We start from the raw sequence: 23486 nt of genomic DNA, 5'->3' as shown, positions 1-23486 counted from the left end.
CATAATGGACAAGTGGTGTGGGAAGCTCGTCTGAACACGTCGCCGTGTGTGATGCGGGTCACGTTCTAGGGTAGGGCCAGGAGCGATGGTGAAGTTGAATGCGAAGGTTGTGGTGGGCTCGGTACAGCGGTTGATGGCGACCGCGCAGAACGGCCTGGAGGTCATCCGCTTCGGCGGACTGACCCCTGACGTGGCGTCCTCGCCGTTCGAGGTCGTGGAACGCAGACGCATGTACCGGCTGCGGCATTACTTCCCCGACGACACGACGCCGGGGCGCCCGGTGGCCGTGCTGGTCCCGCCGCTCATGGTGAACGCCGACATCTGGGATGTGAACGCCGAAGAGGGCGCCGTCGGGATCCTGCACCGCGGCGGCATCGACTGCTGGGTGGTGGACTTCGGCTCGCCCGCCAGCGAGGAGGGCGGCTGGCAGCGCGATCTCGCCGACCACGTGCTGGCCGTCAACAGCGCGATCGACACCGTCAACGAGGCCACCGGCAGCGGCGTGCACCTGATGGGCTACTCGCAGGGCGGCATGTTCGCCTACCAGACCGCCGCCTACCGGTACGGCAAGGGCGTGGACAGCATCGTCACCTTCGGCAGCCCGGTCGACATCGTCGCGGGCATGCCGTTCGGGCTGCCCTACGGCATGGTCTCCGACGTCGCGGACTTCCTGGCCGATCATGTGGTCACCCGGTTGCCGATCACCGACTCCATGGTGCGCATCGGCTTCCAGTTGCTCGATCCGGTGAAGACGGCCAAGTCGAGGATCGACTTCCTGCTTCAGCTGCACGACCGCGAGGCGTTGTTGCCGAAGGAGCGCCAGCGCCGATTCCTCAACAGTGAAGGCTGGGTCGGTTACGCGGGCCCGGCCGCGGCGGATCTGCTCAAGCAATTCGTCGCGCACAACCGACTGATGCTCGGCGGTTTCGTGATTCGCGATCACCCGATCTCGCTGGCCGAACTGAAATGCCCGATCCTGGCGTTCGTCGGCGAGGTCGACGACATCGGACAGCCCGCCGCGGTGCGCGGCATCGTGCGGGCCGCGCCGAACGCGGAGGTCTACGAGGCGACATTGGTCGCGGGCCACTTCGGCCTGGTGGCCGGAAGCATGGCCAGCAAACACACCTGGCCGCTGGTGCGGCAGTGGGTGGAATGGATGAACGGCGACAAGCCGCTGCCCCCTGAGATCGTGCCGATGACCGAGCACGTGCCCAGCAATCGCCCCCGCTCGGCGGCCACCCGGGTGGTGCACACCGCCGCGACGCTGGCCGAGGCGGGCACCGGCGTCGGCAAGGCCCTCGAAGGCATCGCGAGCAACACGGTGCGCGGATCGATCGAACTGGCGGGAGAGGCCGCGCGGGCTCTGCCCAGGCTGACCCGCCTCGGCATGATCCAGCCGCACACCCGCATATCGCTCGGCCGTTTGCTGACCGAGCAGACGCGCCGCGCGCCGCAGCGGGACCTTTTCCTGTTCGACGACCGCGTGCACACCAACGCGGCGGTCAACGAGCGCATCGACAACGTGGTGCGCGGCCTGATCTCGGTGGGCGTGCGCCCGGCCATGCGGGTCGGCGTGGTGATGGAGACCCGGCCCAGCGCGCTGGCCTCGGTCGCGGCGCTGTCGCGGCTGGGCGCGGTGGCGGTGCTGCTCGCCCCGCACAGCGACCTGCGCCGCGCGATCGAGCTCACCGGCGTCGAGACGCTGATCTCCGATCCGGAGAACCTGCGGCAGGCCGCCGCGACCGACGCCAGGGTGCTGGTGCTCGGCGGTGGTAGCACGCGCGAGCTGGCGCTGCCCACGACCGACCGCCTGATCGACCTCGAGCAGATCGACCCGGCGCGGGTGCGGGTGCCCGCCTGGTACCGGCCGGACCCCGGTCTGGCGCGCGAGCTGGCGTTCGTGCTCGTCACCGGCACCGGTGACCGGCTGGAGACGAAGTACATCACCAACCACCGCTGGGCGCTGTCGGCGTTCGGCACCGCGACCACGGCCGATCTCAATCGCAGGGACACGGTGTACTGCCTTGCGCCGCTGCATCATTCGTCCGGGCTGCTGGTCAGTCTCGGCGGGGCGATCGCGGGTGGCAGCCGGGTCTCGCTGGCCCGGTCGCTCGACCCGGCGCGCTTCGCCGAGGAGGTGCACCGCTACGGCGTCACCGTGGTGACCTACACCTGGACCATGCTGCGCGACATCCTCGACGCGGAGGTGTTCCCGGACGGCCACAGCCACCCGATCCGTTTGTTCATCGGCTCCGGAATGCCCGCCGGACTGTGGCGGCGCACCGTGGAGCAGTTCGAGCCCGCCCGCGTGCTCGAGTACTACGCCTCGATCGAGGGTGACGTGGTGCTGGCCAACGTGGCCGGGGTGAAACGCGGATGCAAGGGGAGGCCGGTTCCCGGCACCGCGAAGGTGGAACTGGTCGCCTACGACCCGCTCACCGAACGCATCCTGGTCGACGGATCCGGCTACGCCCGCCGTTGCGCGGACAACGAGGTGGGTCTGCTGATCGGCAAGGCGTCCGACGGCGTCGACATCTCCGCGGGCGGCCTGCGCGGGGTCTTCACGGCGGGCGACTCCTGGATGCCGACGGAGAATCTGTTCCGCCGCGACAGCGACGGCGACTACTGGCTGATGGACCGCACGGACACGGTGATCCACACCCGGCGCGGGCCGGTCTTCGGTCAGCCGATCGTCGACGTGCTCAACGACATCACCGCTGTGGACATGGAAGTCACCTACGGACTGAACGTCGACGACCATTGCATCGCGGTGGCCGCGGTGAGCGTGCGCGAAGGTCTCCGCCTGGACCCGAAGGATGTCACCGAGGCGTTGCGGGTGCTGGACCCGGACCAGCGGCCCGACCTGGTGTACGTGGTGGACGACATCCCGCGCAGCCCGTCGTTCCGTCCGTCCGCCCGCGCCGTGCAGGCGGCGGGCAGGCCGGAGCCGGGGCCGGATACCTGGTGGTACAACCGGGCATCGGACGCCTACGAGATCCTCACCGACGACCAAGCGCGCGCGCTGCTCGGTGGCTGACGCGATACATGTTGCCGAAGAGCCGGATTCATCGACCGATGGCATAGTGAGTGCCTGTGGGAACGAGCCTCATTTACCGCAACGGGACTGTCTACGAGGTCCTGATGCGCGGGTTGTACGGCAAGCACTACACGGCTCGGTATCGCGCTATCGCGGAACTCGTCCCGGAAGGGGCGAGCGTGGTCGATCTGTGCTGCGGACCCGCGACGCTCTACACCCGCTACTTGCGCCACAAGTCGGTCGACTACACCGGGCTCGATCTGAACGAGCGCTTCGTCGCGCGCGTGAACGAAGCGGGCGGTCGGGGCAAGGTGTGGAATTTGCATTCCGGCGACGCGCTGCCCACGGCCGATTACGTCATCATGCAGGCCAGCCTCTACCACTTCCTGCCCGAGCCGCGCCCGCTGCTCGATCGGATGCTCGCTGCGGCCACCGACCGGGTGATCGTCGCCGAACCGGTCCGCAACCTGGCCACCAGCGACAATCCGGTCCTCGCCACGATCGGCAAGCGGTTCACCGACGCGGGCGACGGCGAGCAAGCGCACCGCTTCACCGAGCGGACGCTGGACGAGTTCTTCACGGCGTACGGCCCGCGGGTGGCGCGGCAGTCCCTCATCGCGGGCGGGCGGGAGAAGCTCTACATACTCACCGCGTGAACCGGCGTGCGGGCCGGTTCACACGGTGAACGCGGTGACCGCGTCCACGACGCGGGCCACCTGTGCGTCGGTGAGATCCGGCCAGAGCGGCAGACGCACGACGGTTCCGGAGAACTCCGCGCTGCGGGCGCAGGCCCGCGGCGTGCGGCCGAGTTTGAACCCGGCCGGGCTGGAATCCAATGGGATGTAGTGGAACGGTGCGGAGATACCCCGCGCCGCGAGGTGCGCGATCAGGTCGTCGCGGCGGCGCTCGTTCGGGGTCCGCAGGTAGTACAGATGCGCGGTGTGCCCGCGATCGGCGGGCACGGACATCAGACGGACATCGTTGCGCTCGGCCCAATCCGGCAGGGCGGCGGCGTAGGCGTCCCACACCCGGTGGCGTCCGGCCTGGATGGTGTCGAACTCGTCCAACTGCGCGTCGAGCACGGCCGCGTTCAGCTCGCTGGGCAGGTAGCTGGAGCCGATGTCCTGCCAGGAGTACTTGTCCACGGCGCCGCGCAGGAACCGGGCCCGGTCGGTGCCCTTCTCCCGGATGATCTCGGCGCGCGCCATCAGGATCTCGTCGGTGAGCAGCAGCGCGCCGCCCTCACCGCAGTGCACGTTCTTGGTGTCGTGGAAGCTCAGCGTGCCCATCGTGCCGATGGTGCCGAGCTTCCGGTCACGCCAGGTGCCGCCCAGTCCGTGCGCGTTGTCCTCCACGACGGCGAAGCCGTGCGCGTTCGCCAGGTCGAGCAGTCCGGCCATGTCGGCGGCGACGCCACCGTAGTGGATGACCACCACGGCCTTCGTCCGCTCGGTGACCACGGCCGCCACCGACTCAGGGTCCAGGTTCCCGGTGGCCGGATCGATGTCGGCGAAGACGCACGTGGCGCCACGCAGCGCCATCGAGGTGGCGGTGGAGGTGAAGGCGAAGCTGGGCACGATCACTTCGTCGTCGGGCCCCAACTCCAGCAGCAGGCCCGCCATTTCCAGCGCGGATGTGCAGGACGTGGTGAGCAGGGCGTGTGGAGCGCCCGTGATCGCCTTCAGCTTCGCGGTGGCCGACGCGGTGAACTGTCCGTCGCCGTGGCTGTGGTCGGAGGCCAGCACGGCCTCCAGATTCGCTAATTCCCGGCGCGCCCGGTACGGACGGCTGAAGATGACGCGGTCAGTGCTCAACCCGGTCGGTCCCCCTGCTGGCGGTGGTCGCGGTCATTTCCGAAGTGTCCGCCGGACGCGGTGTCGGCGTCTCGACGGTCAGATAGAGCGGTTTGCCCACCAGGATGTGCAGCGCCACGCCCAGGTACTCGGCGATGAGTCCGAGTGAGAACAGGATGGCGCCGGAGCACAGCAGCAGCACCACGATGGTGGATGCCCAGCCTTCCGGCGCCCAGCCGTCGGTGGTCAGCGCTTCGATCACGACGACCGCGGCCATCACGCCGCCGGCCAGCGCCAGGGTGACGCCGAGCAGGCTGACCAGCCGCAACCCGCGGGTCCCGCTGCACAGCACCATCTTCCAGAACAGCGAGAACAGGCGGCGGTAGTTGTAGCCGGACTCCTCCCTGCCCTCGGCGCGCAGCACCACCGGCGCCTGCGCGACGGCGCCGACCACCCAGGTCAGCGCGACGTCCAGGTAGACGCCGTTGGACGCGACCTCGGCCAGTTGCCTGCCGATGTCCCCGCGGATCAGCCGGTAGCTCTCGAACCGGGTGGAATCCGGGAACGCGAACAGCGTCGCGAGCACCAGCTTGGCTCCGCGCGAGGTCAGATTGCGCAGGAAGCCGTGCGGCCTGGTGTTGCTCGGCTTGGAGTAGACCAGATCGGCGCGCTGCGCCAGCGCCGTGTCCAGGAACGTGCTGATGAAGCGGGGATCGTGCTGGCCGTCCTCGTCCATGGTGACGATCCAGTCACCGGCCGCGGCCGACATCCCGGCGATCGTCGCGGCGTCCTGGCCGAAGTTGCGGCTGAGCCAGACGGTGCGCACGGTCGGATAGGTCCGTTGCAGTTCTTGCAGCACCACGTCGGAGCGGTCCGGGCCGTGGTCGTGCACCAGGATGATCTCGGAGACGACGAACGGGGTGCCGCCGGGAGTCTCGGTGGTGCGCGTGAGATCGTGCAGTTCGGCGACCAGACCGGCGATCGTGTCCTCGCCTCGGTACACCGGCACGACCACCGACACCGTGTGCGGCCGGTCCACGCCGGGCCGTGCCGGGTCACCGTTCGTCGCGGGGGCGCCGGAACGGAGTGTGCGGGCGGGTGGGATCGGCATCAGCTGGATCGACTTTCGATGACGGTGCGTGCCGGTACTCGTGGCAGAACTGCGGAGCCCGAACCGGTGTGGACTCTAGCACGGTGCGCCGGGTGGCCAGCGGAGCAGCTGATCATGCCCTCATCTTGGTGGCGTCCGCGACCGATGCCAAGCCGGGAGCCGCCCTGTAGGGTTTGGAACTCGTGACGGACAGTGCTGTGCTCGACTCGCCGCCGGACGCGTATTCGCGGCGAGATGTCTACCGGTGGGGGGTCATCACCGCGCTCGGAGTGGTCGCGGGTTACCTCGCTGTCCTGCTCGCCAACGCCCGGCATTTCTTCACCGACGACACCGAGTCCCAGTACACCTCGTTGTGGGTCGGCCTCGGCCGTGCGCTGCGCGCAGGCGATTTTCCGGTCATGGTGCCCGAGCACTGGATGGCGGGCAACAACACCATGGACGACGCGGGCCTGTTCAACCCGCCGCAACTGCTGATCGATCTGATCGCGCCCTCGATGGACAACGTCGCGCTGTACGCCACCGTCGTGAAGCTGATCTTCTCGATCATCGCCGCGCTCGGCGTGTACCGCGTCTGCCTCGTCTACGGCGGGCGGCCCGCCTGGTCGGCGGTGGCGGGTATCGCGCTGCCGCTGTCGGGCTTCTTCCTGTTCTTCGACGAAGCCAGCTGGATGACCGCGCTCACCGGCACAGCGTGGATGGTGCACGCCTGGGCGGCCTCGGTCCGCTACACGCGCGGTCGAGGCGGGCCCGTTCCGGTTTTCGTCTACCTGTACCTGACCATCTCGACGCAGTACATCTTCCCCGCGGTCGAAGCGGTGCTGATGCTGCTGGCCGTGGCCGTCGGCGAGCTCGTGTACCAGCGTAAGTGGCAGCCGGTGCTGCGGCTGACGCTGGCGGCGGGCTGCGCCGGGCTCGCGGGCCTGCTGACCTTCCTGCCGAGCATGCTGTCGGCCAAGGTGACCTGGCGCGGCACCGCGCAGATCAACAACGACCAGTTCCTGACGGTGCCGTGGTCGGAGTCGCTGAACGCCAGCCTGCCCAGTTCGATGCCCGCCTTCACGTCGTGGTGGGGTTACGTGCAGCCGCTGCCGGTCACCTACATCGCCTGGTTCCTGGTCCCCGCCCTGGCGTTCGTCGACTGGCGGCGAGCCAAGGAGGCGTGGCGGGAGCTCAGCGCGATCGCGATCTTCGCGATCATGATGCTGATGTGGACGGCGGGCCCCGGTTCCGTCGGGCCGCTGCGCTGGCCCGCACGCGTGCTGCCGATGCTGGCCATCGGGCTGCTGGTCCTGGTGTGCGTGCTGCTGGGGCGTTTCGGGACGTTCCGCGATCCGAAGAACCGCGGCATCGCGGCGGGCGTGCTGATCCTGCTGCTGTGGGTGCGCTCCTTCTCCGCCGACCCGCACGACGCCATCTGGCACGTCATCGCGGCCTTGGCGCTGGCGGCGCTGGTGGCGGCGGTGGTGTGGCTCGGGCGCGCCAAGGGCACCGCGGCGGCGTGCGCCCTGACCATCGTCGCGATGTTCCCGATCGCCTATTTCCAGGTCGATGCCGCGCAACCCACGCCGATGTCGTGGAATCTGCCGACGAATCGTTCGGAGGCGATGGCCGCGTTCCCGGACTTCGCGGGCAACACCATCCAGCTGGGCGACCGCGGACTGCTGCAGCCGCAGGACAAGAGCATCGAGGCGGCCCACGGCTCGCTCGTCTTCGGTAACTACGCCCGCGGACTCGAGCTGAACTACGTCAACGGGTACACCCCCAGCGGCCATTTCTACTTCGGTGAGCTGCTGTGCATGCGCTGGGACGGCAGTGTCTGCCCGGACGCCTACCGGCGCATGTTCGCGCCGGAGCCGACCACCGGGCGGCCGTTGGTCGATCTGATGAACCTGGACCGCGTGGTGGTGCAGCGGGCGCTGTTCCCGGACGCGCCCGGCCAGCCCGCACCCGAGGGCTGGACGTGGGTCGAGTATCCCGGGCACGAGCGCTACATCGCGGTGCTGGAACGCGTCGGCGGACCGATCTCGACGACGAACGGCCGCGTGACGGCGACCCAGAAAGCGACAGCGACATCGATCTCCGAGACCGATACCACCAGCCGGGTGCGCGTGTCCTCGGCCGAAGGCGGCCGGGTCGTGTTCGCTCGGCTGGGCTGGCCGGGGTACCGAGTCACGTTGAACGGCAAGTCGCTTCCGATCACGACGGTCGCCAAGTCCTTCATCGCCGTCGATGTTCCCGCGGGCACCCAGGACGCCGAACTGGTGCTGACCTGGCGTCCGCCCGGCTGGAAGATCGGCATCGCCGCCGTGGTGGCGGGTGTGCTCGGCATCGGCGTCCTGCAGTGGCTGTACGTACGGTCCCGGCGCCGCGAGGAGCCGGAGGAGAGCGCCGCCGCCGAGCCCGCCGAACCGGATCGCCAGTTGGCGGACGTCGTTTCGTGACGACGAACCCGCCTCCGGTCGCCGTGGGCGCCGACGCGGTGGGCGACGGGCCCGCGGCCGGACTCCTGGTGCGGGTGGTCCGGCGGCAGGAGGTCGCCTTCGCGCTGGTCGGCGCGTGCAACACCCTGCTCGGGATCGCGCTGACCGTGGTGTGGCTGGCGGTGCTGGGTGACGCGTGGCCGCCCGCCGTGGCGGTCGTGCTGGCCTACGCCGTCGGCATCGTCGTCGCTTTCGTCCTGCACCGGACGCTCGTGTTCCGGGTGCGCGGCCGAGTGCTGCGCGACTTCGCGGGCTTCGTCGTGGTGAATTCCGGTGGGCTGCTGATGAACACGGTGCTGCTGTCGCTGGCGGTCTCGGTGCTGCACCTGCCGCGGATTCCGTCGGCCGTCGTGGTGATGGGCCTGGTCGCCGTCGTCAGTTTCTTCGGCCATCGCTACATTTCGTTCCGCCGCAAGCCGGAGGCGCGGACCGAGAACGCGACCGGATGACGCGTCACCGAATGGCATCCCGGTACTGGCTTGCCGGAGCGGCACCGCGGTGACGGTAGGGTCTGGAACTCGTGGCCGAACGTAGCACCTTTCCTTCGCGCGAAGTCTGCACATGGGGCGTCATCACGGCGCTCGGGGTCATCGCGGGATACGGTGCGGTGCTACTCGCCAACGTCCGGCATTTCTATACCGACGACACCGAATCGCAGTACGCGCCGCTGTGGGTGATGCTCGGCCGGTACCTGCGCGAGGGACGATTGCCCGGCATGATCCCCGAGCACTGGATGGCGGGCAACTACACCATCGAAGAGGCCGGGCTGCTCAATCCGCCGCAACTGCTGATCGATCTGATCGCGCCCTCGGTCGACAACCTCGCGCTGTACGCCACCGTGGTGAAACTGATCTTCGCGATCATCCTGGCGCTCGGGGTGTACCGGATCTGCCTGGCCTACGGAGCGAAGGCGCCGTGGGCGGCGGTCGCGGGGGCCGCCATTCCGTTCACCGGATGGCTGCTGTTCTTCGACGAGTCCAGCTGGATGACCGCGTTCACCGGCACCGCCTGGATGGCTCACGCCTGGGCCTCCGGCGTGCGCTACGCCCGCGGGCGCAGCGGGCCGATTCCCACCTTCGTCTTCTTGTATCTGGCCATCTCGGTGCAGTACATTTTCCCGGCGGTCGAGGCCGGGCTGATGGTGGTCGCGGTCGCGATCGGCGAACTCGTGTACCAGAAGGCGTGGCGTCCGTCGGTGCGTCTGCTCACCGTCGCCGCCGGTGCGGCGCTGGCCGGACTGGCCACCTACCTGCCGAGCATGCTGTCGGCGAAGGTGACCTGGCGCGGCACCGCGCAGATCAACAACGACCAGTTCCTCACGGTGCCGTGGTCGGAGTCGCTGAACGCCAGCCTGCCCAGCACGCTGCCCGCGTTCAGTTCCTGGTGGGGCTATGTGCAGCCGATGCCGGTGGTCTACATCGCGTGGTTCCTGATTCCCGCCCTGGCGTTCGTCGACTGGCGCAAGGCGCTCGGCGCGGCGCGTGAGCTCGTCGCGCCGGGGCTGTTCGCGGTGATGGCGCTGATGTGGACGGCCGGTCCCGGCGCGGTCGGACCGTTGCGCTGGCCCGCGCGGGTGTTGCCGATGATCGCGCTCGGCCTGCTGGTGCTGGTGTGCGTGCTGCTCGGCCGTTTCGCGACCGTGCGGGACTGGCGGCGGCGTGGCACAGCGGCCGCGGTGCTGATCGGCCTGCTGTGGGTGCGCACTTTCTCGGCCGCGCCGCACGAGGTGATCCGGCACGTCGTCGCGGCGCTCGGGGTGGCCGCGCTCGGCGCCGTCGCGGTATGGCTCGGGCGCAGCCGGGGCGTGGCCGCGGCGTGCGCGCTGATCGTCGTTTCGGTCTTCCCCATCGCGTACCTCCAGGTGCGGGACGCGCAACCGACGCCGATGGGCTGGAATCTGCCGGAGAACCGCTCGGAGATGAAAGCCGCGTTCCCCGACTTCCCCGGCACCACATTGCAACTCGGCGACCGCATGCTCATCCCGCCGCAGGAACGGAATCTGCCCGGCGCGTACGGATCGCTGGTATTCGGCAACTACGCCAAAGACCTCGAGCTGACCTACGTCAGCGGATACACCCCCAACGGGCACTACTGGTTCGGCGAGACGTTGTGCATGCGCTGGGACACCAGCGTCTGTCCCGATGCCTACCGGCGCGCGTTCGCGACCGAGCCGACCACCGGCCGGACCATCGTCGACCTGATGAAAGTCGACCGGGTGGTACTGCATCGCGCTCTGTACCCGGACGCGCGCGACCAGCCCGCGCCGCCCGGCTGGCGCTGGGTCGACTACCCCGGGCACGAGAAGTACATCTCGGTGCTGGAGCGCACCGACGGCTCGATCTCGGCGCGGGACGGCCGGATCGCCGCCACCCAGGGCGTGACTGCCACCTCGGTCGGGGAGTCGGACACGACCAGCCGGGTGCGGGTGAGTTCCACGGAGGGCGGCCGAATCGTCTTCGCGCGGCTCGGCTGGCCCGGTTACCGCGTGACGCTCGACGGTCGCGAGACACCCTCCACGTTGGTGGCGAAAACCTTTGTCGCCGTGGATCTTCCGGCTGGCAGCTCCGGTGACCTGGTGGTGTCGTGGCAGCCGCCGGGGTGGCGGATCGGCGTCGCCGCGGCACTGCTCGGCCTGCTCATCGTCGGCCTGTCGCAGTGGGCGTATCTGCGCGGCAGGCGGCGGCTCGACGAAGGTTCCGGTGCCGAGCCGTCCCCGCTCGACGCGGCCGTGACGCCGGAAACCCACCTGGCCGACGCCGCCCGATGAGCGCGGATGCGGCGGACGACGTCGGCGCGCCTGCATCGGACGCGCGGCGCTTCGATGCCGCGGGTGTCACGGCCGAGACGGGTTCCGGAGCCAAGAGCGCGGACCCGGGTCCGCTGCTGCGCCTGGTGCGTCGGCAAGAGATCGCGTTCGCCATCGTCGGCATGGTGAACACGGGCCTCGGCATGGCCCTGACGGTGCTGTGGCTGGCGGTACTCGGCGACCGGGCGCCCGCCGCGCTCGCGCCCGCCCTGGCCTACTCGATCAGCGTGTTCGTGGCGTTCGTCCTGCACCGGACCCTGGTGTTCCGGGTGCGCGGGCGCACGGTGCGGGATTTCGTCGCGTTCGTCGCGGTGAACTCCGGCGGACTGGTGCTGAACATGGTGCTGCTCCAATTGGGCGTCTCGGTGCTGCACCTGCCGAGCATTCCGTCGGCGATCGCGGTGATGGCGCTGGTGGCGGGCGCCAGCTTCTTCGGTCATCGCCACATCTCGTTCCGCCGGACGCCCGCCCCCGATGCGGACGGTTCTCGTTCCGGCCCGGCCGGAAGGTAGGTTCCTGATATGCCTGAGCACACCACCCTGGACGCCACACTGCTGAGCCTGCTGGCCTGCCCGCAGGACAAGGGCCCGCTGCGGCTGGTCCGCGCCGCCGACGACAGCGCGTTGCTCTACAACCCGCGCCTGCGGCGGGCATACCCGATCGAGAACGGCATCCCGGTGCTGCTCGTCGACGAAGCCAGGGACGTCACCGACGCCGAGCACGAAGCGTTCACCGCTCAGGGCGACGCCTGACCCTCCGCGCGGCCGTCCCCTTTCCCTCACGACTCGCCCACTGCGCGGCAACGGATGCGTCACGGTCGTTTTGCGTCCATTGACCGTTCGAAGCCGGCTCCGCCATGATCATTTGCACTTCGAGACGGTCATCTCGCTCCAGCACAGGGGCGTTGCGACCGACCTGATCAGCGCACAGGTGGCGTATGAGAGAGAGGTCGGGAACGTCATGAGCGATTCGCGTTTACGTAATTGGACGGCTCGATGCGCGATGGCCTGCGCAGTCGCGGCGGCGGGATTCGCCATGGCGACGCCCGCGCAGGCCGAGCCACTGTGGCCGGGTGGCCCGGACATCCCCGGTTTGCCCGCGCTCATTCCACCTCCGCCGCCCCCTCCGGCCGTGGCGCCGTGTTCCACCGCGGCCCGTGCGTGCATGCGGCTGTCCACCAATGAGGCGTGGCTGATGGACGACGGCAAGGTGGTCTACGGCCCGACGCCGATTTCGCACGGCATGCCGGGATACGAGACGCCGCCCGGCGTCTTCCACGTCTCGTTCAAGAAGGAGTTCCACTGGAGCACCATGCACAACGCTCCGATGGAGTACGCGACCTTCTTCAACGGCGACATCGCCTTCCATGTCGGTCCGATCGAGAAGAAGTCGCACGGCTGCGTCCGGATGACCTACGAGGGTGCCAAGGCGTTCTACGAGTACCTGTGGCCCGGTGACGTCGTCGAAGTCGTGGAGTGACGGCCCCGGCGTCCCCTCGTCGCGGTCACCGGGACACCGGTTCCTGGCCGATGTCACCGGTCAGATAGCGCTGCAGCGTCGGGCCCACGGCGGCGACCAGGTCGGCGGCGGACATCGAGGCCAGCGGTTCCACTCCGATGACCTTGCGGCCGACCAGCACGCCGATCATCTGCGAGGCGACCAGGCTGATCCGGGCGCGGCCGTCGTCCTGCGGGGTGGCGATCCGCCTGCGGACGCGTTCCAGCACGACCTCCAAGAGGAACGCCCTGGCCAGGGACGGATCGTGACTGCCGGCCAGGACACTGCGCACCATCGCGACCACGCCGGGACCCGCGGGCGAATCCCACACGGCGACCACCGTGCGAAGAATGGTCTCGCCCAACCGGTCCAGCGGTGCGGCCTCGATGACGCGCAAGGTCGCCTCGGGATCCACCGGCAACTCCACCACCGCGGCGAAGAGCTGTTGCTTGGTGCCGAAGTAGTGATGCACCAGAGCGGGATCGACCCCGGCGTCGGTGGCGACCGCGCGCACGGAGGTCTTGTCGAAGCCGATATCCGCGAACCGGGCGCGGGCGGCCGCGAGGATGGCCTCGCGGGCGCCCGATTGCCCGGGTCGGCGGCCGGTGCGAGCGGGACGCTCGGCGCCGTTGCCTGCCGTCACGCGGTCCGCCGTCGTAGCGTGGCCGCGCCGAGGCACAGGGCGACGATCGCGAACCCGGCGACGATGGCCAGATCGCGCCACATCTGGCCGGTGACCTCCGGATGCGTCGACACCTGTTGCAGCGCGTCGACCGCGTAGCTCAACGGCATCACGTTGCTGATCACCTCCAGCCAATTGGGCAGCTGGCCGCGGGGAACGAGCAAGCCGCACAAGAAGATCTGCGGGGCGACCACGACCGGCATGAACTGTACGGCCTGGAATTCGGTGCGGGCGAACGCGCTCGCCAGCAGACCCAGCGCCACCCCGCACACCGCGTCGATGACGGCGATCAGCACCACCCACGCGGGGCTGCCCGCCGAGCCCAGTCCGAGCAAACCGAACGAGACCAAGCAGGCGACGATCGCCTGCGCGGCGGCGGCCAGCGAGAACGCGGTGCCGTATCCGGCGAGCAGGTCGAGTTTCGTCAGCGGCGTCGACAGCAGTCGCTCCAACGTGCCCGAGGTGCGTTCCCGCTGCATGGCGATCGCGGTGATCAGGAACATCACGATGAACGGCAGGATGCCGAGCATGCTGATGCCGACCCGGTCGAACAGCGGCACCGGGTTCAGCGGGTTGGTCGGAGTGTCTTTGTATATGAAATACAGCAGCGCCATCAACAGGGCGGGGACCACCAGGATCATGGCGACGGTGCGGTGGTCGTTGCGCAGTTGCCGCAGGATGCGGCCGGTGGTCGCGGCGTAGGGGCGCAGCGTCGGCGTCCGCTTCGGCGCGGCTTCCGAGATGGCGGTCATGCGTTCTGTCCCATCGTGATAAGGGTGAGGAAGGCGGTTTCCAAGTTCTGCTCGCCGGTCTGCGCGCGCAGTTCGTCGGGGCTGAGCTGGGCCAGCAACTGACCGTCGCGCATCAGCAGCAGCCGGTCGCAGTGCTCGGCCTCGTCCATGACATGGCTGGAGACCAGCAGTGTCGTCCCGTTCGCGGCCAGTTCGTGGAACTGCTTCCACAACTCGACGCGCAGCACGGGATCCAGGCCGACGGTCGGTTCGTCCAACACCAGCAGTTCGGGCTGGGCGACCAGCGCGCACGCGAGCGACGCCCGCGTCAGCTGGCCGCCCGAGAGTTCGTCGCCGCGTTGCTGGGCGTGATCGGCCAGGCCCACCGCCGTGATCGCGTCGTCCACGTCGGCGCGATCGCGGCCGTAGAGCGCGGCGAAGTACGCGACGTTCTCCCGGACGCTGATGTCGTTGTAGATGCTGGGCGCCTGCGTGACATACCCGATCAGATGGCGAAGCGTCGGGGAGCCCGCCGGGTGGCCGAGCGCGGTGACCTCACCCGATTCGATGACCTGGGTGCCGACGATGCTGCGCATCAGCGTCGTCTTGCCACATCCGGACGGACCGAGCAGCCCGGTGATCGAGCCGCGCGGGATGGCCAGCGAGACGTCGTGCAGGACTTCGCGGCCGCCGCGGTGGACCCGCAGATCTCGTACCTCGACGGCGGGGGAGGGGCTGGCTTGCGACACGGTCGCCTCAATTCATCGAGTGTTGAATTCACTGTACGATGAATTTAGCGCGCTCGCGCTCGACCGGCAAGAGTGCTTTTCCCGGAATCAGTGGCCGTGCCGCACCGGCGGTGTTCCCGCCGCCTGGCCCGGGTTCACGACCACGAACTGGCCCATCATTCCGAGGTCCTCGTGCCAGAGGAGATGGCAGTGATACATGTACGGCGCGTCCGGATCGGCCGGGCCGTCGAAGCGCATCGCCAGCCGGACCGTGCTGTTCGGCGGCAGGAAGACGGTGTCCTTCGGGCCGGTCAGTGCCGGGGGCGGCGGCTCGTCGTCCACCGCGAGCACGCGGAATCGCACGTCGTGGATGTGGAAGTTGTGCGGCATGCCGTCCTTGTTGCGCACCACCCAGGTCTCCGCCGTGCCGCGCGTGACCGCGAAATCGATGCGGTCCATGGCCATCGGCCTGCCGTTGATCCCGGCCAGGTTCAGGTCGAAATGCCGTTCCAGCACCGAATCACCGCCGTCCGGGGTGGTCGGAGACGCCAGGACCGCGGGGAGTTCCGGCGCGGGCCGCAACGTACTTGCCGCGCGTAGTTCGAGGATGTCGAAAGTGTCGTCGCCGCCGGAGAACCGCTGAGTCCAGAAATCCAGCCCGGCGTCGAGTTCGCCGCCGCGCAGCACGGTGCGCTCGCCCGGCCGCATCCGGACCACGATCTCCGCCCGCTCGCCCGGCGACAGCCGAAGCCGGTCCACGGTGCTCGGTCTTTCGATCAACCCGCTGTCGGTCGCGACGAGCGAGAACGGCCGCCCGTCGGCGAAGACGAAGGTATAGATCCGCGCGGTCGAGGCGTTGAGCAGACGCAACCGGACGAGTTCGTCGCCGACGTCGCGGTACGGCGCGAGCGTGCCGTTGACCATCGTCCGATCGCCGAGAAACCCGACGTCGCGGAACATCGCATGCGCGGAGTCGAACGCCGCGCCGTCGAACCGCACGTCCTGGACGATCAACGGCAGATCGTTCACCCCGTAGTCGGAGGGGAGGGGCAAGGCGGTGGACACCTCGTCGTCGAGCAGGAACATACCCGCCAGTCCGCGGCGCACGTGCGTTTCGGTCGCACCGTGCGGATGGGGGTGATACCAGAGCGTCGCGGCCGGTTGATCGATGGTCCACCGCGGCGTCCACGCCGCGCCGGGAGCCACCATCTGGTGCGGCCCGCCATCCATTGCCGCGGGCAGGTGCATGCCGTGCCAGTGCACGGTGGAGGCCTCCGGCAACGTGTTGCGCACGGTGACGGCCACGTTCTCCCCGCGCCGCGCCCGCAGCGTCGGCCCGAGGTAGTCGCCGTTGAATCCCCACGTCTCCGTAGTCCGGCCGGGCTGGAATTCCCTTCGCCCGGCGCGCATGTCGAGTTCGAACGTGCGCGTCCCGTCGGTGCCCACCCGCGACGGCGCCAGCGGAGGAATGGCGAGTTCGTTCCGGAATTCCGTCTTCCCGACCGTGGACACGTCCGCTCGGGCGTAGACCCAGGCGACGCCACCGACCACGAGGACCGGCAACGCCGCGACGCAGACGACAACGATGAGCAACCACCGCCGCTTGCGCGGCCGGAAATCCGAAGGCATGGACCGACGGTAGAAATGGCAAGTGCCCCAACGCATCCGGGAGCATCCCTATTTCCACCCCCGGTCCACCCCTGATGCCCGCGTCCGGGCTTTCCGGGTGCGGGATCACGCACCGATCGGAAGCGGCTGGCGTACTGTGACCCAGAACACAGCCCGGGGTGTCACGTCCGGGTCCGGTCATTTGTCCCATGGTCGTCACCATCCGCCATTCCTGCCCCGGTGACCCGACCATTGGAGCACTGCCATGAACACCGAACATCGCATCGTCGTCCTCGGCGGCGGCTACACCGGCATGCTCGCCGCCGTGCGGCTGGCCCGGCGCACCCGAGCGCTCGACGTCCGGATCACGCTGGTCAACCCCTCGGCCCGATTCACCGAGCGTCTGCGCATGCATCAGGTTGCCGCCGGTCAGCAACTCGCGGACCACCGGATTCCCGCGCTGCTGGAAGGCACCGGGGTCGCCTTCGTCCAGGGCTGGGCCACGGCCATCGATACGGTGAACCAAGAGGTGACCGTCGACGAGACGACTCGTCTTCCCTACGACGAATTGATCTACGCTCTGGGCAGCACCGCGGACACGACCATCGTGCCCGGCGCCGCAGACCATGCGTGGACCCTCGACAACCCCGCCACCGCACACCGGTTCGCCGAGCGCCTCACCGAGGTCGCGGCGCGCGGGGGCGCCGTCGCGGTCTGCGGCGGCGGCCTCACCGGCATCGAGGCGGCGGCCGAGATCGCCGAGAGTCATCCCGGCGCGCGCGTCACCCTGATCAGCACCGGCGAGCTCGGGGCCATGATGGGGACGAACGCCCGCGCGTACCTGCATCGTGCGCTCGATCGCCTCGGCGTCACCCGCGAGACCGGCCGGGCCGTGGTGAAGGTGCTGCCCGACGCCGTCGAACTGGCCGGCGGCGAGTTGGTGCCCACCGACCTGACGCTGTGGACGGCGGGTGTTCGCGTGTCACCGCTGGCCGCGCGGGCGGGCATCGAGACCGACGCGCACGGGCTGATCGTGGTCGACCCGACCCTGAGGTCGGTGTCGCATCCGGCCGTCCACGCCATCGGCGACGCCGCCGCGGTCCGTCAAGCATGGGGGCAGATCCACGGGACCTGCCAGAGTGGGATGCCTACCGCCGCCTACACCGCCGACGTCATCGCGCGGCAACTGCGCGGCAAGCGCGTGCGGCCGTTCCGCTTCGGGTATTTCCACCAGCCGGTCAGCCTCGGTCGCAAGGACGCGGTCATCCAGTTCACCAAAGCCGACGACCGCCCGCGCCGCGGCTACCTGGCCGGACGCGCCGCGGTCATCTACAAGGAGACCGTCAGCAGCAGCCCGATACCGACCTTCGCGCTGAGCAAGCGGATGACGGTGTCGGTCGCGCTGTCGAAAGGTGGCCGAGCCACCAGGAGAATTCAGCCATGACCGACCGGACAACCGAGCAGGACCCGTTTCTCGAACACCGACGTCTGCTGTTCGCCACCGCGTACCGGATGCTGGGGACCGTCACCGATACGGAGGACGTCCTCCAAGACGCCTGGCTGAAGTGGAACGACACCGATCGGTCGACGGTGCGGCAACCCAAGTCCTACCTCGTGCGCACGGTCACCAACCTGTCGCTCAACCGGCTCACCTCGGCCAAGGCCACCCGCGAGAACTACGTGGGCCCCTGGCTGCCCGAGCCGTTGCTCACCGCACCGAACATCGCCGAGGAGACCGACTTGGCCGACACCGTCTCCACGGCGATGCTGGTGGTTCTCGAAACGCTCAGTCCTGTCGAACGCGCGGTCTTCCTGCTGCGCGAGGTCTTCGGCTACACGCACGCCGAGATCGCCGAGACCCTGGACCGGCCGGAACCCGCGATCCGGCAGATCGCGCACCGCGCCAAGCAGCACGTGCAATCCCGCAGGCCGCGGTTCGACACCGACAAGGCGCAGCGCGACCATGTCACCGCCCGATTCATGGCCGCCTGCTCCGGCGGCGATCTCAACGCGCTGATGGATCTGCTCGCCCCGGACGTCACGTCGTGGTCGGACGGCGGCGGCGTGGTCACCGCGGCGCGCCGACCGTTGTACGGACCCGACCACGTGGCCCGCTGGATCCTCGGCGTGCTGGCCAAGCCGGTCGTCGCGGGCTTCGTATTCGAATCCGCCTGCATCAACGGTGAACTCGGCGCGCTCGTATTCATCGGCGGCTCCCCGGTGGCCGCGTTCACCTACGACATCGTCGACGGACGAATCCAGAACCTCCGGTTCCAGGTCAACCCGTACAAGCTGAAGGGCCTTTCCATGGGCACCGACGCGCTCGGGTGATCTTCCGCCGTTCTAGGCTCCAGCCGTGACCAACCAGAGTGCCCTGTCCGCTGACGGCGGACAGGTACGGGCCTCGACGCTCGAGCTGTTCTTCGATCTCGTCTTCGTTCTCACCATCACCCAGCTGTCGCACGTCTACACACACCATCCAGGCTGGCAGGCACTCGCGCAGGTGGCGCTGCTGTTCGGGGTGATCTGGTGGATGTATTCCGGTTACGTGTGGCTCACCAACGAGGTCGCGCCGAACAGTTCCGCCCGGCGGACCTGGCTGCTGGTCGGCATGTTCGCCTTCTTCGTCCTCGCTCTGGCCATTCCGGACGCGTTCCACGGCACCGGCATCGCCTTCGGGTTCGGATACGTCCTGGTCACCGCCGTGCATACCGCGCTGTTCGCCTCGGCGGGCGGCACGTCGGCGACCACCGCGATCCGCCGGATCGCCCCGCTCAACGCCCTGGCCGCCGCCCTCGTGCTGGCGGGTGGGTTCGTGCACGACTGGGTGCAGTACGCCTGCTGGATATCGGCGTTCGCGGTGCAGGTGATCAGCCCCTATCTGGTCGACACGGGCGACTTCGTGGTCCGAGCCAGTCATTTCTGCGAGCGGCACGGGCTGGTCGTGATCGTCGCGATCGGCGAATCCCTCGTCGCCATCGGCGCCGGGCTGGCCGGAGAGCGGATCACGCCGGAGTTGATCGCCACCGTGGGCCTCGGTCTCTGCCTGGCCTACGTCCTGTGGTGGGCGTACTTCGGCGTCGACGACGAGCGCGGCGAGCACGCGCTGGCCGCGGTGCCGGACCGGGAACGGTCCCGGCCGGCCGTACTGGCCTACGGCTACGCCCTGTACCCACTGCTGATCGGCGTCATCGTGGCCGCGGCGGGCATCCAGATGAGCATCGCCCGCGGCGGCGTGGCGAGCCCGGTCGCCGTGGCCGCCGCGCTCTCCGGCGGCGTCGCGCTGTACTTCCTCGGTCAGTTCTTCTTCCGCCTGGCACTGCGGTTGCCGCGTCCCTGGGCGCGCCTGCTCGCGGCGCTCGCGGTGGCGGCCACCACCCCGATCGGCGTCTACTGGGTCTCCTGGGCGCAACTGGCCGCGATCGTGATCGTGGCGTACGCCGCCGTGATCGCCGACGACTTGCTCACACTGCGGTCCGGCGAGCACAGCGCGTATATCTGAATGCGCACACTGTCTGCTCCGGTCGACCGGGGCAACGATTTCCGCTGGTCGTCGCGGGTCGGGTCGGTCTGTACGGATCGGCGCTCACGCCACATGGCACGCCGTCATGTCCTCGTCGCGATCGTTCGCGCCGAGGCGGTACCCGTGCCGAGCGGCTGCGCTGCCCCGCCTCCGTTGTCGCCGTCGAGGACAATGGCGGCTGTGTGTGCCCAATCTGTCGAGGAACTTGCCGTCGAACCTCCCGCCGCCGCCCGCCGTCTGCTCGGGGCCACCTTGTGGTCGGGCCCGGTCGGTGTCCGGATCGTCGAAGTCGAGGCCTACGGGGGAGACCCGGCCGGGCCGTGGCCGGATCCGGCATCGCATTCCGGTCGCGGCCGGACCAAGCGCAACGGCGTCATGTTCGGCCCCGCCGGTGTGCTGTACGTGTACCTCAGCTACGGCATGCACACCTGCATCAACGTGACGAGCGGACCGGACGGCATCGCCAGCGCCGCGCTCATCCGCTCCGGCGAGGTCGTCGCGGGACTGGAGACAGCGCGCGCGCGACGTCCCGGCGCCCGATCCGATCTCGACTTGGCCCGTGGCCCGGGCAATCTCGGCGGTGCGCTGGGAATCACTCTGAGCGACTACGGAACTCCGCTGCTCGATCCGTCGTCGCCGATCCGGCTGGAACTGGACAGCCCCGTCGACGCCGCCGAGATCGCGAGTGGCCCACGGGTCGGCGTCAGCAGCGCGGCGGATGTGCCGTGGCGTTTCTGGCTTCCGGGTTCGCGGGCGGTGTCGGTGTACCGGCGCAGTCCGCGCGCTCCCTTGTCCGCCGCGCAGTCGGTCTGACGGCTCGTCGAGACTTTCGCCGCGGCGCGATGAGTTTTCGCGAAGGTTCCCGTCCTATCAGGTGAACGCGCCACCAACCCGGCGCCACCGACCCGAAGGACAGAACCATGACCGCCATCACCACCACCGGTACCGTCGCCGTAGCCCGCCCCGGCAAGGCGCTCAACCGCACCCTGTGGACCCTGCAGATCCTGCTCGGCCTGTTCCTGATCATCGCCTCGGGCCTGCCGAAACTGGTGGGTCAGTCCGACGCGGTGCGGATCTTCCACGAGATCGGGTTCGGCGACTGGTTCCGGTACCTCACCGGCCTGGTCGAGGTCGCGGGCGGCGCAGGTCTGCTCGTGCCGCGGCTGAGTGGCCTGGCCGCCTCCGGCCTTTCGGTCACCATGGTGCTGGCGGCCGCCACCCAGGCATTCCTCTTGGGCGCTCCCGCGCTGGCTCCGTTCCCGCTGGTGCTGGCCGTCGTGTTCGCCTGGATCGCCTACCAGCGCCGCGACAGCATCGCCGCGGTCCGGGAAATGCTGCCGCGCTGAGTGCACGCGTAGTGGACGGTCGGTGGACTCCGGTCCACCGACCGTCGATGCGCATTACGGGGTAATACGTCGCGGTGGACGCCTGGGGCGCTCTGGGTCGGTGCGCTCACCAGGTGCTCGCTACCGTCGATCACTCTGCCGGGCTCGTCGTCGAACGACCGTCTCGACCGCGAGCCTCGGCCATCCACCACGAACTCTCGCGCGAGTGCGGCGAGCGCCGCGTAGCGGTCCGATGCGGCACGGAACCTCGCACCTGTGCTCGTTCACCGAACGCGGCGAGACCGGACGGCGATCCGTCTCCGCGAACGGGTCGGGCGGACACCTCGACCGCTCGCATGTAAATCATTCGACCGACACCGCCGCGCGCCCGAGACCGAGGTGCACACGTGGCCCCGAACCTCGTGCGGAAAGATAGGACATCGTGAGCGGCGACATCATCGACGAACTGACCTGGCGCGGTCTGATCGCGCAGTCCACCGACCTGGATGCCTTGCGTGCGGCGGCGGCCGCCGGGCCGCTGACCCTCTACGCCGGCTTCGATCCCACCGCGGCCAGCCTGCACGCGGGCCATCTGGTGCCGTTGCTCGCGCTGAAGCGTTTCCAGCGCGCCGGACATCGACCCATCGTGCTGGCCGGTGGCGCCACCGGGTTGATCGGTGACCCGCGCGACGTCGGCGAGCGGACCATGAACTCCACCGACACCGTCGCGAGCTGGGCCGAGCGGATCCGCTCCCAGCTCGAGCGTTTCGTCGACCTGGACGACTCCCCGACCGGAGCGGTCATCGCCGACAACATGGACTGGACCGGGCCGCTGTCCGCCGTCGACTTCCTGCGCGATATCGGCAAGCACTTCTCGGTGAACGTCATGCTGGCGCGCGACACCATCAAGCGACGACTGGACGGCGAGGGCATCTCCTACACCGAGTTCAGCTACATGCTCCTGCAGGCCAACGACTACCTGCAGCTGCGCCGCAACTACGGCTGCACGCTGCAGGTCGGCGGCTCCGACCAGTGGGGCAACATCATCGCGGGCGTCGAACTCAACCGCCGGGTCGACGGCGCGGCCGTGCACGCTTTGACCGTTCCGCTGGTGACCTCGGCGGACGGCAAGAAGTTCGGCAAGTCCACCGGCGGCGGCAGCCTGTGGCTCGATCCCGAGATGACCAGCCCGTACGCCTGGTACCAGTACTTCGTGAACACGGCGGACGCCGACGTGGTGCGCTACCTGCGTTGGTTCACCTTCATGTCCCGCGAGGAACTCGACGAACTCGAGCGTGCGACCGCCGAGCGTCCGCACGCCAGGGAGGCGCAGCGCAGGCTGGCCGCCGAGATGACCACCCTGGTCCATGGCGAGGCCCACACCCATGCGGTGCAACTGGCCAGCCAGGCGCTGTTCGGCCGAGGTGAACTGCGTGAGCTCGACGAGGCGACGCTCGGCGCGGCCCTGCGCGAAGCCGCCGTCGACGGTGAGGTCGCGCAGATCAAGGCGGGTGAATCGAACACCATTGTGGATCTGCTCGTCGCGACCGGCCTGTGCGAGAGCCGCGGCGCCGCCAGGCGTGCGGTGAACGAGGGTGGCGCCGCCGTGAACAACGCGAAGATCTCCGACATCGAATGGACGCCTGCCGAGGCCGACTACCTGCACGGACGCTGGCTCGTGCTGCGGCGCGGCAAGAAGAACCTGGCGGGGGTTCTTCGGGCAGGTGCATGACGGTCGCGGTGGCTTGAATCACATCCGTGTGATTCAAGCCGCCGATCACTCCGATCGTGCACCGTTGACCTGCGGAAACGCCAAGTTGTTCAGGCGATTTGACGTAGCGTTATCCGCCGCGTAACTTAGTCCAAGTCAGAGCGACACGGACTCCGACCCGGAGCCAAGCGAAGCGGAAACGCCGAGCAGGACCGGGAAACGAGGTAGTACGAGGAGCGCCTGTCAGCCCAGTATGACGCAGATCGGCCGATGGTCTTGACTTCGGTTGGTTGCTTGGTTAGGCTGGGAAAGTTGCCTCACAGAAGGTCCGGTCGAGACTGGCCCGGATGTGTGTGCGTGTGTTCTTTGAGAACTCAATAGTGTGTCGATGAATGTCAGTGCCAAATATTTTTTGGTTCCGGCCTTTTCACTCCCCGTGTGGAGGGTCGGACAT

General features: G+C 68.8%; 20 protein-coding genes. 14 read left to right on the top strand and 6 right to left on the bottom strand.

Annotated features, from left to right (window positions below; translation table 11 throughout):
- Positions 1-85: 85 nt before the first annotated feature.
- Together ACL03I_RS34980 and ACL03I_RS34975 are read left to right on the top strand one after the other, a co-directional pair.
- Positions 86-3037, top strand: a complete 2952-nt coding sequence (locus tag ACL03I_RS34980) for an AMP-binding protein (protein ID WP_355080804.1) — start codon at positions 86-88, stop codon at positions 3035-3037.
- A 56-nt stretch (positions 3038-3093) separates the two neighbouring features.
- Positions 3094-3693 carry a class I SAM-dependent methyltransferase gene (locus tag ACL03I_RS34975; protein ID WP_355080806.1) on the top strand — a complete coding sequence of 200 codons (600 nt, stop codon included), beginning with the start codon at positions 3094-3096 and terminating at the stop codon, positions 3691-3693.
- Between the two features lie 18 nt (positions 3694-3711).
- Here ACL03I_RS34975 and rffA read toward each other — a convergent pair whose 3' ends face one another.
- Positions 3712-4851, bottom strand: a complete 1140-nt coding sequence (gene rffA, locus ACL03I_RS34970) for a dTDP-4-amino-4,6-dideoxygalactose transaminase (RefSeq protein WP_355080807.1) — start codon at positions 4849-4851, stop codon at positions 3712-3714.
- A complete protein-coding gene (locus tag ACL03I_RS34965) occupies positions 4841-5941 on the bottom strand; it encodes a glycosyltransferase family 2 protein (RefSeq protein ID WP_355080809.1) in 1101 nt (366 codons plus the stop codon). The genes rffA and ACL03I_RS34965 overlap by 11 nt, the downstream gene beginning before the upstream one ends.
- 269 nt (positions 5942-6210) lie before the next feature.
- On the opposite strand from ACL03I_RS34965, the gene ACL03I_RS34960 reads away from it, so the two are divergent.
- The 6 genes from ACL03I_RS34960 to ACL03I_RS34935 all read left to right on the top strand — a co-directional run bounded on the left by ACL03I_RS34960 (position 6211) and on the right by ACL03I_RS34935 (position 12706).
- Positions 6211-8382, top strand: a complete 2172-nt coding sequence (locus tag ACL03I_RS34960; RefSeq protein WP_412808114.1) for a hypothetical protein — start codon at positions 6211-6213, stop codon at positions 8380-8382.
- Positions 8379-8870 carry a GtrA family protein gene (locus ACL03I_RS34955; RefSeq protein WP_412808094.1) on the top strand — a complete coding sequence of 164 codons (492 nt, stop codon included), beginning with the start codon at positions 8379-8381 and terminating at the stop codon, positions 8868-8870. The genes ACL03I_RS34960 and ACL03I_RS34955 overlap by 4 nt, the downstream gene beginning before the upstream one ends.
- 71 nt (positions 8871-8941) lie before the next feature.
- Complete coding sequence (locus ACL03I_RS34950; protein WP_355080812.1) at positions 8942-11188, top strand: hypothetical protein; 2247 nt, start codon at positions 8942-8944, stop codon at positions 11186-11188.
- Positions 11185-11739 carry a GtrA family protein gene (locus ACL03I_RS34945; RefSeq protein ID WP_355080814.1) on the top strand — a complete coding sequence of 185 codons (555 nt, stop codon included), beginning with the start codon at positions 11185-11187 and terminating at the stop codon, positions 11737-11739. The genes ACL03I_RS34950 and ACL03I_RS34945 overlap by 4 nt, the downstream gene beginning before the upstream one ends.
- 9 nt (positions 11740-11748) lie before the next feature.
- Entirely contained in the window at positions 11749-11979 is a 231-nt protein-coding gene (locus ACL03I_RS34940; protein ID WP_355080815.1) for a Trm112 family protein, read from the top strand.
- Positions 11980-12187: 208 nt separating this feature from the next.
- On the top strand, positions 12188-12706 hold the full coding sequence (locus tag ACL03I_RS34935) for a L,D-transpeptidase (RefSeq protein WP_355080817.1): 519 nt from the start codon (positions 12188-12190) through the stop codon (positions 12704-12706).
- 25 nt (positions 12707-12731) lie between these two features.
- Here ACL03I_RS34935 and ACL03I_RS34930 read toward each other — a convergent pair whose 3' ends face one another.
- The 4 genes from ACL03I_RS34930 to ACL03I_RS34915 all read right to left on the bottom strand — a co-directional run bounded on the left by ACL03I_RS34930 (position 12732) and on the right by ACL03I_RS34915 (position 16494).
- Positions 12732-13367 carry a TetR/AcrR family transcriptional regulator gene (locus ACL03I_RS34930; protein ID WP_355080819.1) on the bottom strand — a complete coding sequence of 212 codons (636 nt, stop codon included), beginning with the start codon at positions 13365-13367 and terminating at the stop codon, positions 12732-12734.
- The gene (locus ACL03I_RS34925) at positions 13364-14158 is read right to left on the bottom strand and encodes an ABC transporter permease (protein ID WP_412808093.1); all 795 of its coding nucleotides are present in this window, start codon (positions 14156-14158) and stop codon (positions 13364-13366) included. The genes ACL03I_RS34930 and ACL03I_RS34925 overlap by 4 nt, the downstream gene beginning before the upstream one ends.
- Positions 14155-14886, bottom strand: coding sequence for an ABC transporter ATP-binding protein (locus ACL03I_RS34920; protein WP_412808092.1), 732 nt, complete (start codon positions 14884-14886; stop codon positions 14155-14157). Before ACL03I_RS34920 ends, ACL03I_RS34925 begins: the two co-directional genes overlap by 4 nt.
- Positions 14887-14973: 87 nt before the next feature.
- Positions 14974-16494, bottom strand: coding sequence for a multicopper oxidase family protein (locus ACL03I_RS34915; RefSeq protein ID WP_412808091.1), 1521 nt, complete (start codon positions 16492-16494; stop codon positions 14974-14976).
- A gap of 244 nt (positions 16495-16738) precedes the next feature.
- On the opposite strand from ACL03I_RS34915, the gene ACL03I_RS34910 reads away from it, so the two are divergent.
- From ACL03I_RS34910 to tyrS, 6 genes are all read left to right on the top strand, one after another.
- A complete protein-coding gene (locus ACL03I_RS34910) occupies positions 16739-17917 on the top strand; it encodes an NAD(P)/FAD-dependent oxidoreductase (RefSeq protein ID WP_412808090.1) in 1179 nt (392 codons plus the stop codon).
- A complete protein-coding gene (locus ACL03I_RS34905) occupies positions 17914-18804 on the top strand; it encodes an RNA polymerase sigma-70 factor (RefSeq protein ID WP_356969060.1) in 891 nt (296 codons plus the stop codon). The genes ACL03I_RS34910 and ACL03I_RS34905 overlap by 4 nt, the downstream gene beginning before the upstream one ends.
- A 25-nt stretch (positions 18805-18829) precedes the next feature.
- A complete protein-coding gene (locus ACL03I_RS34900) occupies positions 18830-19975 on the top strand; it encodes a low temperature requirement protein A (RefSeq protein ID WP_412808089.1) in 1146 nt (381 codons plus the stop codon).
- 192 nt (positions 19976-20167) lie between these two features.
- Positions 20168-20809 carry a DNA-3-methyladenine glycosylase gene (locus tag ACL03I_RS34895; protein ID WP_355080831.1) on the top strand — a complete coding sequence of 214 codons (642 nt, stop codon included), beginning with the start codon at positions 20168-20170 and terminating at the stop codon, positions 20807-20809.
- 107 nt (positions 20810-20916) lie between these two features.
- Complete coding sequence (locus ACL03I_RS34890; RefSeq protein WP_412808088.1) at positions 20917-21342, top strand: DoxX family protein; 426 nt, start codon at positions 20917-20919, stop codon at positions 21340-21342.
- A gap of 421 nt (positions 21343-21763) precedes the next feature.
- Positions 21764-23053, top strand: a complete 1290-nt coding sequence (tyrS, locus tag ACL03I_RS34885) for a tyrosine--tRNA ligase (RefSeq protein ID WP_412808087.1) — start codon at positions 21764-21766, stop codon at positions 23051-23053.
- Positions 23054-23486: the final 433 nt, after the last annotated feature.

The sequence above is a fragment of the Nocardia sichangensis genome, from assembly GCF_047200615.1.
Taxonomy (GTDB): Bacteria; Actinomycetota; Actinomycetes; order Mycobacteriales; family Mycobacteriaceae; genus Nocardia; species Nocardia sichangensis.
Note: the sequence above shows the minus strand (reverse complement) of the source record. Positions and strands in the feature narration are given on the sequence as shown.

Excerpts from the sequence above, each read along its gene's own strand:
- ACL03I_RS34980 (WP_355080804.1), top strand. The coding sequence starts at position 86 with ATGGTGAAGTTGAATGCGAAGGTTGTGGTGGGCTCGGTACAGCGGTTG.
- ACL03I_RS34965 (WP_355080809.1), bottom strand. The coding sequence starts at position 5,941 with ATGCCGATCCCACCCGCCCGCACACTCCGTTCCGGCGCCCCCGCGACG.
- ACL03I_RS34945 (WP_355080814.1), top strand. The coding sequence starts at position 11,185 with ATGAGCGCGGATGCGGCGGACGACGTCGGCGCGCCTGCATCGGACGCG.
- ACL03I_RS34940 (WP_355080815.1), top strand. The coding sequence starts at position 11,749 with ATGCCTGAGCACACCACCCTGGACGCCACACTGCTGAGCCTGCTGGCC.
- ACL03I_RS34935 (WP_355080817.1), top strand. The coding sequence starts at position 12,188 with ATGAGCGATTCGCGTTTACGTAATTGGACGGCTCGATGCGCGATGGCC.
- ACL03I_RS34925 (WP_412808093.1), bottom strand. The coding sequence starts at position 14,158 with ATGACCGCCATCTCGGAAGCCGCGCCGAAGCGGACGCCGACGCTGCGC.
- ACL03I_RS34915 (WP_412808091.1), bottom strand. The coding sequence starts at position 16,494 with ATGCCTTCGGATTTCCGGCCGCGCAAGCGGCGGTGGTTGCTCATCGTT.
- ACL03I_RS34910 (WP_412808090.1), top strand. The coding sequence starts at position 16,739 with ATGAACACCGAACATCGCATCGTCGTCCTCGGCGGCGGCTACACCGGC.
- ACL03I_RS34905 (WP_356969060.1), top strand. The coding sequence starts at position 17,914 with ATGACCGACCGGACAACCGAGCAGGACCCGTTTCTCGAACACCGACGT.
- ACL03I_RS34895 (WP_355080831.1), top strand. The coding sequence starts at position 20,168 with ATGGCGGCTGTGTGTGCCCAATCTGTCGAGGAACTTGCCGTCGAACCT.
- ACL03I_RS34890 (WP_412808088.1), top strand. The coding sequence starts at position 20,917 with ATGACCGCCATCACCACCACCGGTACCGTCGCCGTAGCCCGCCCCGGC.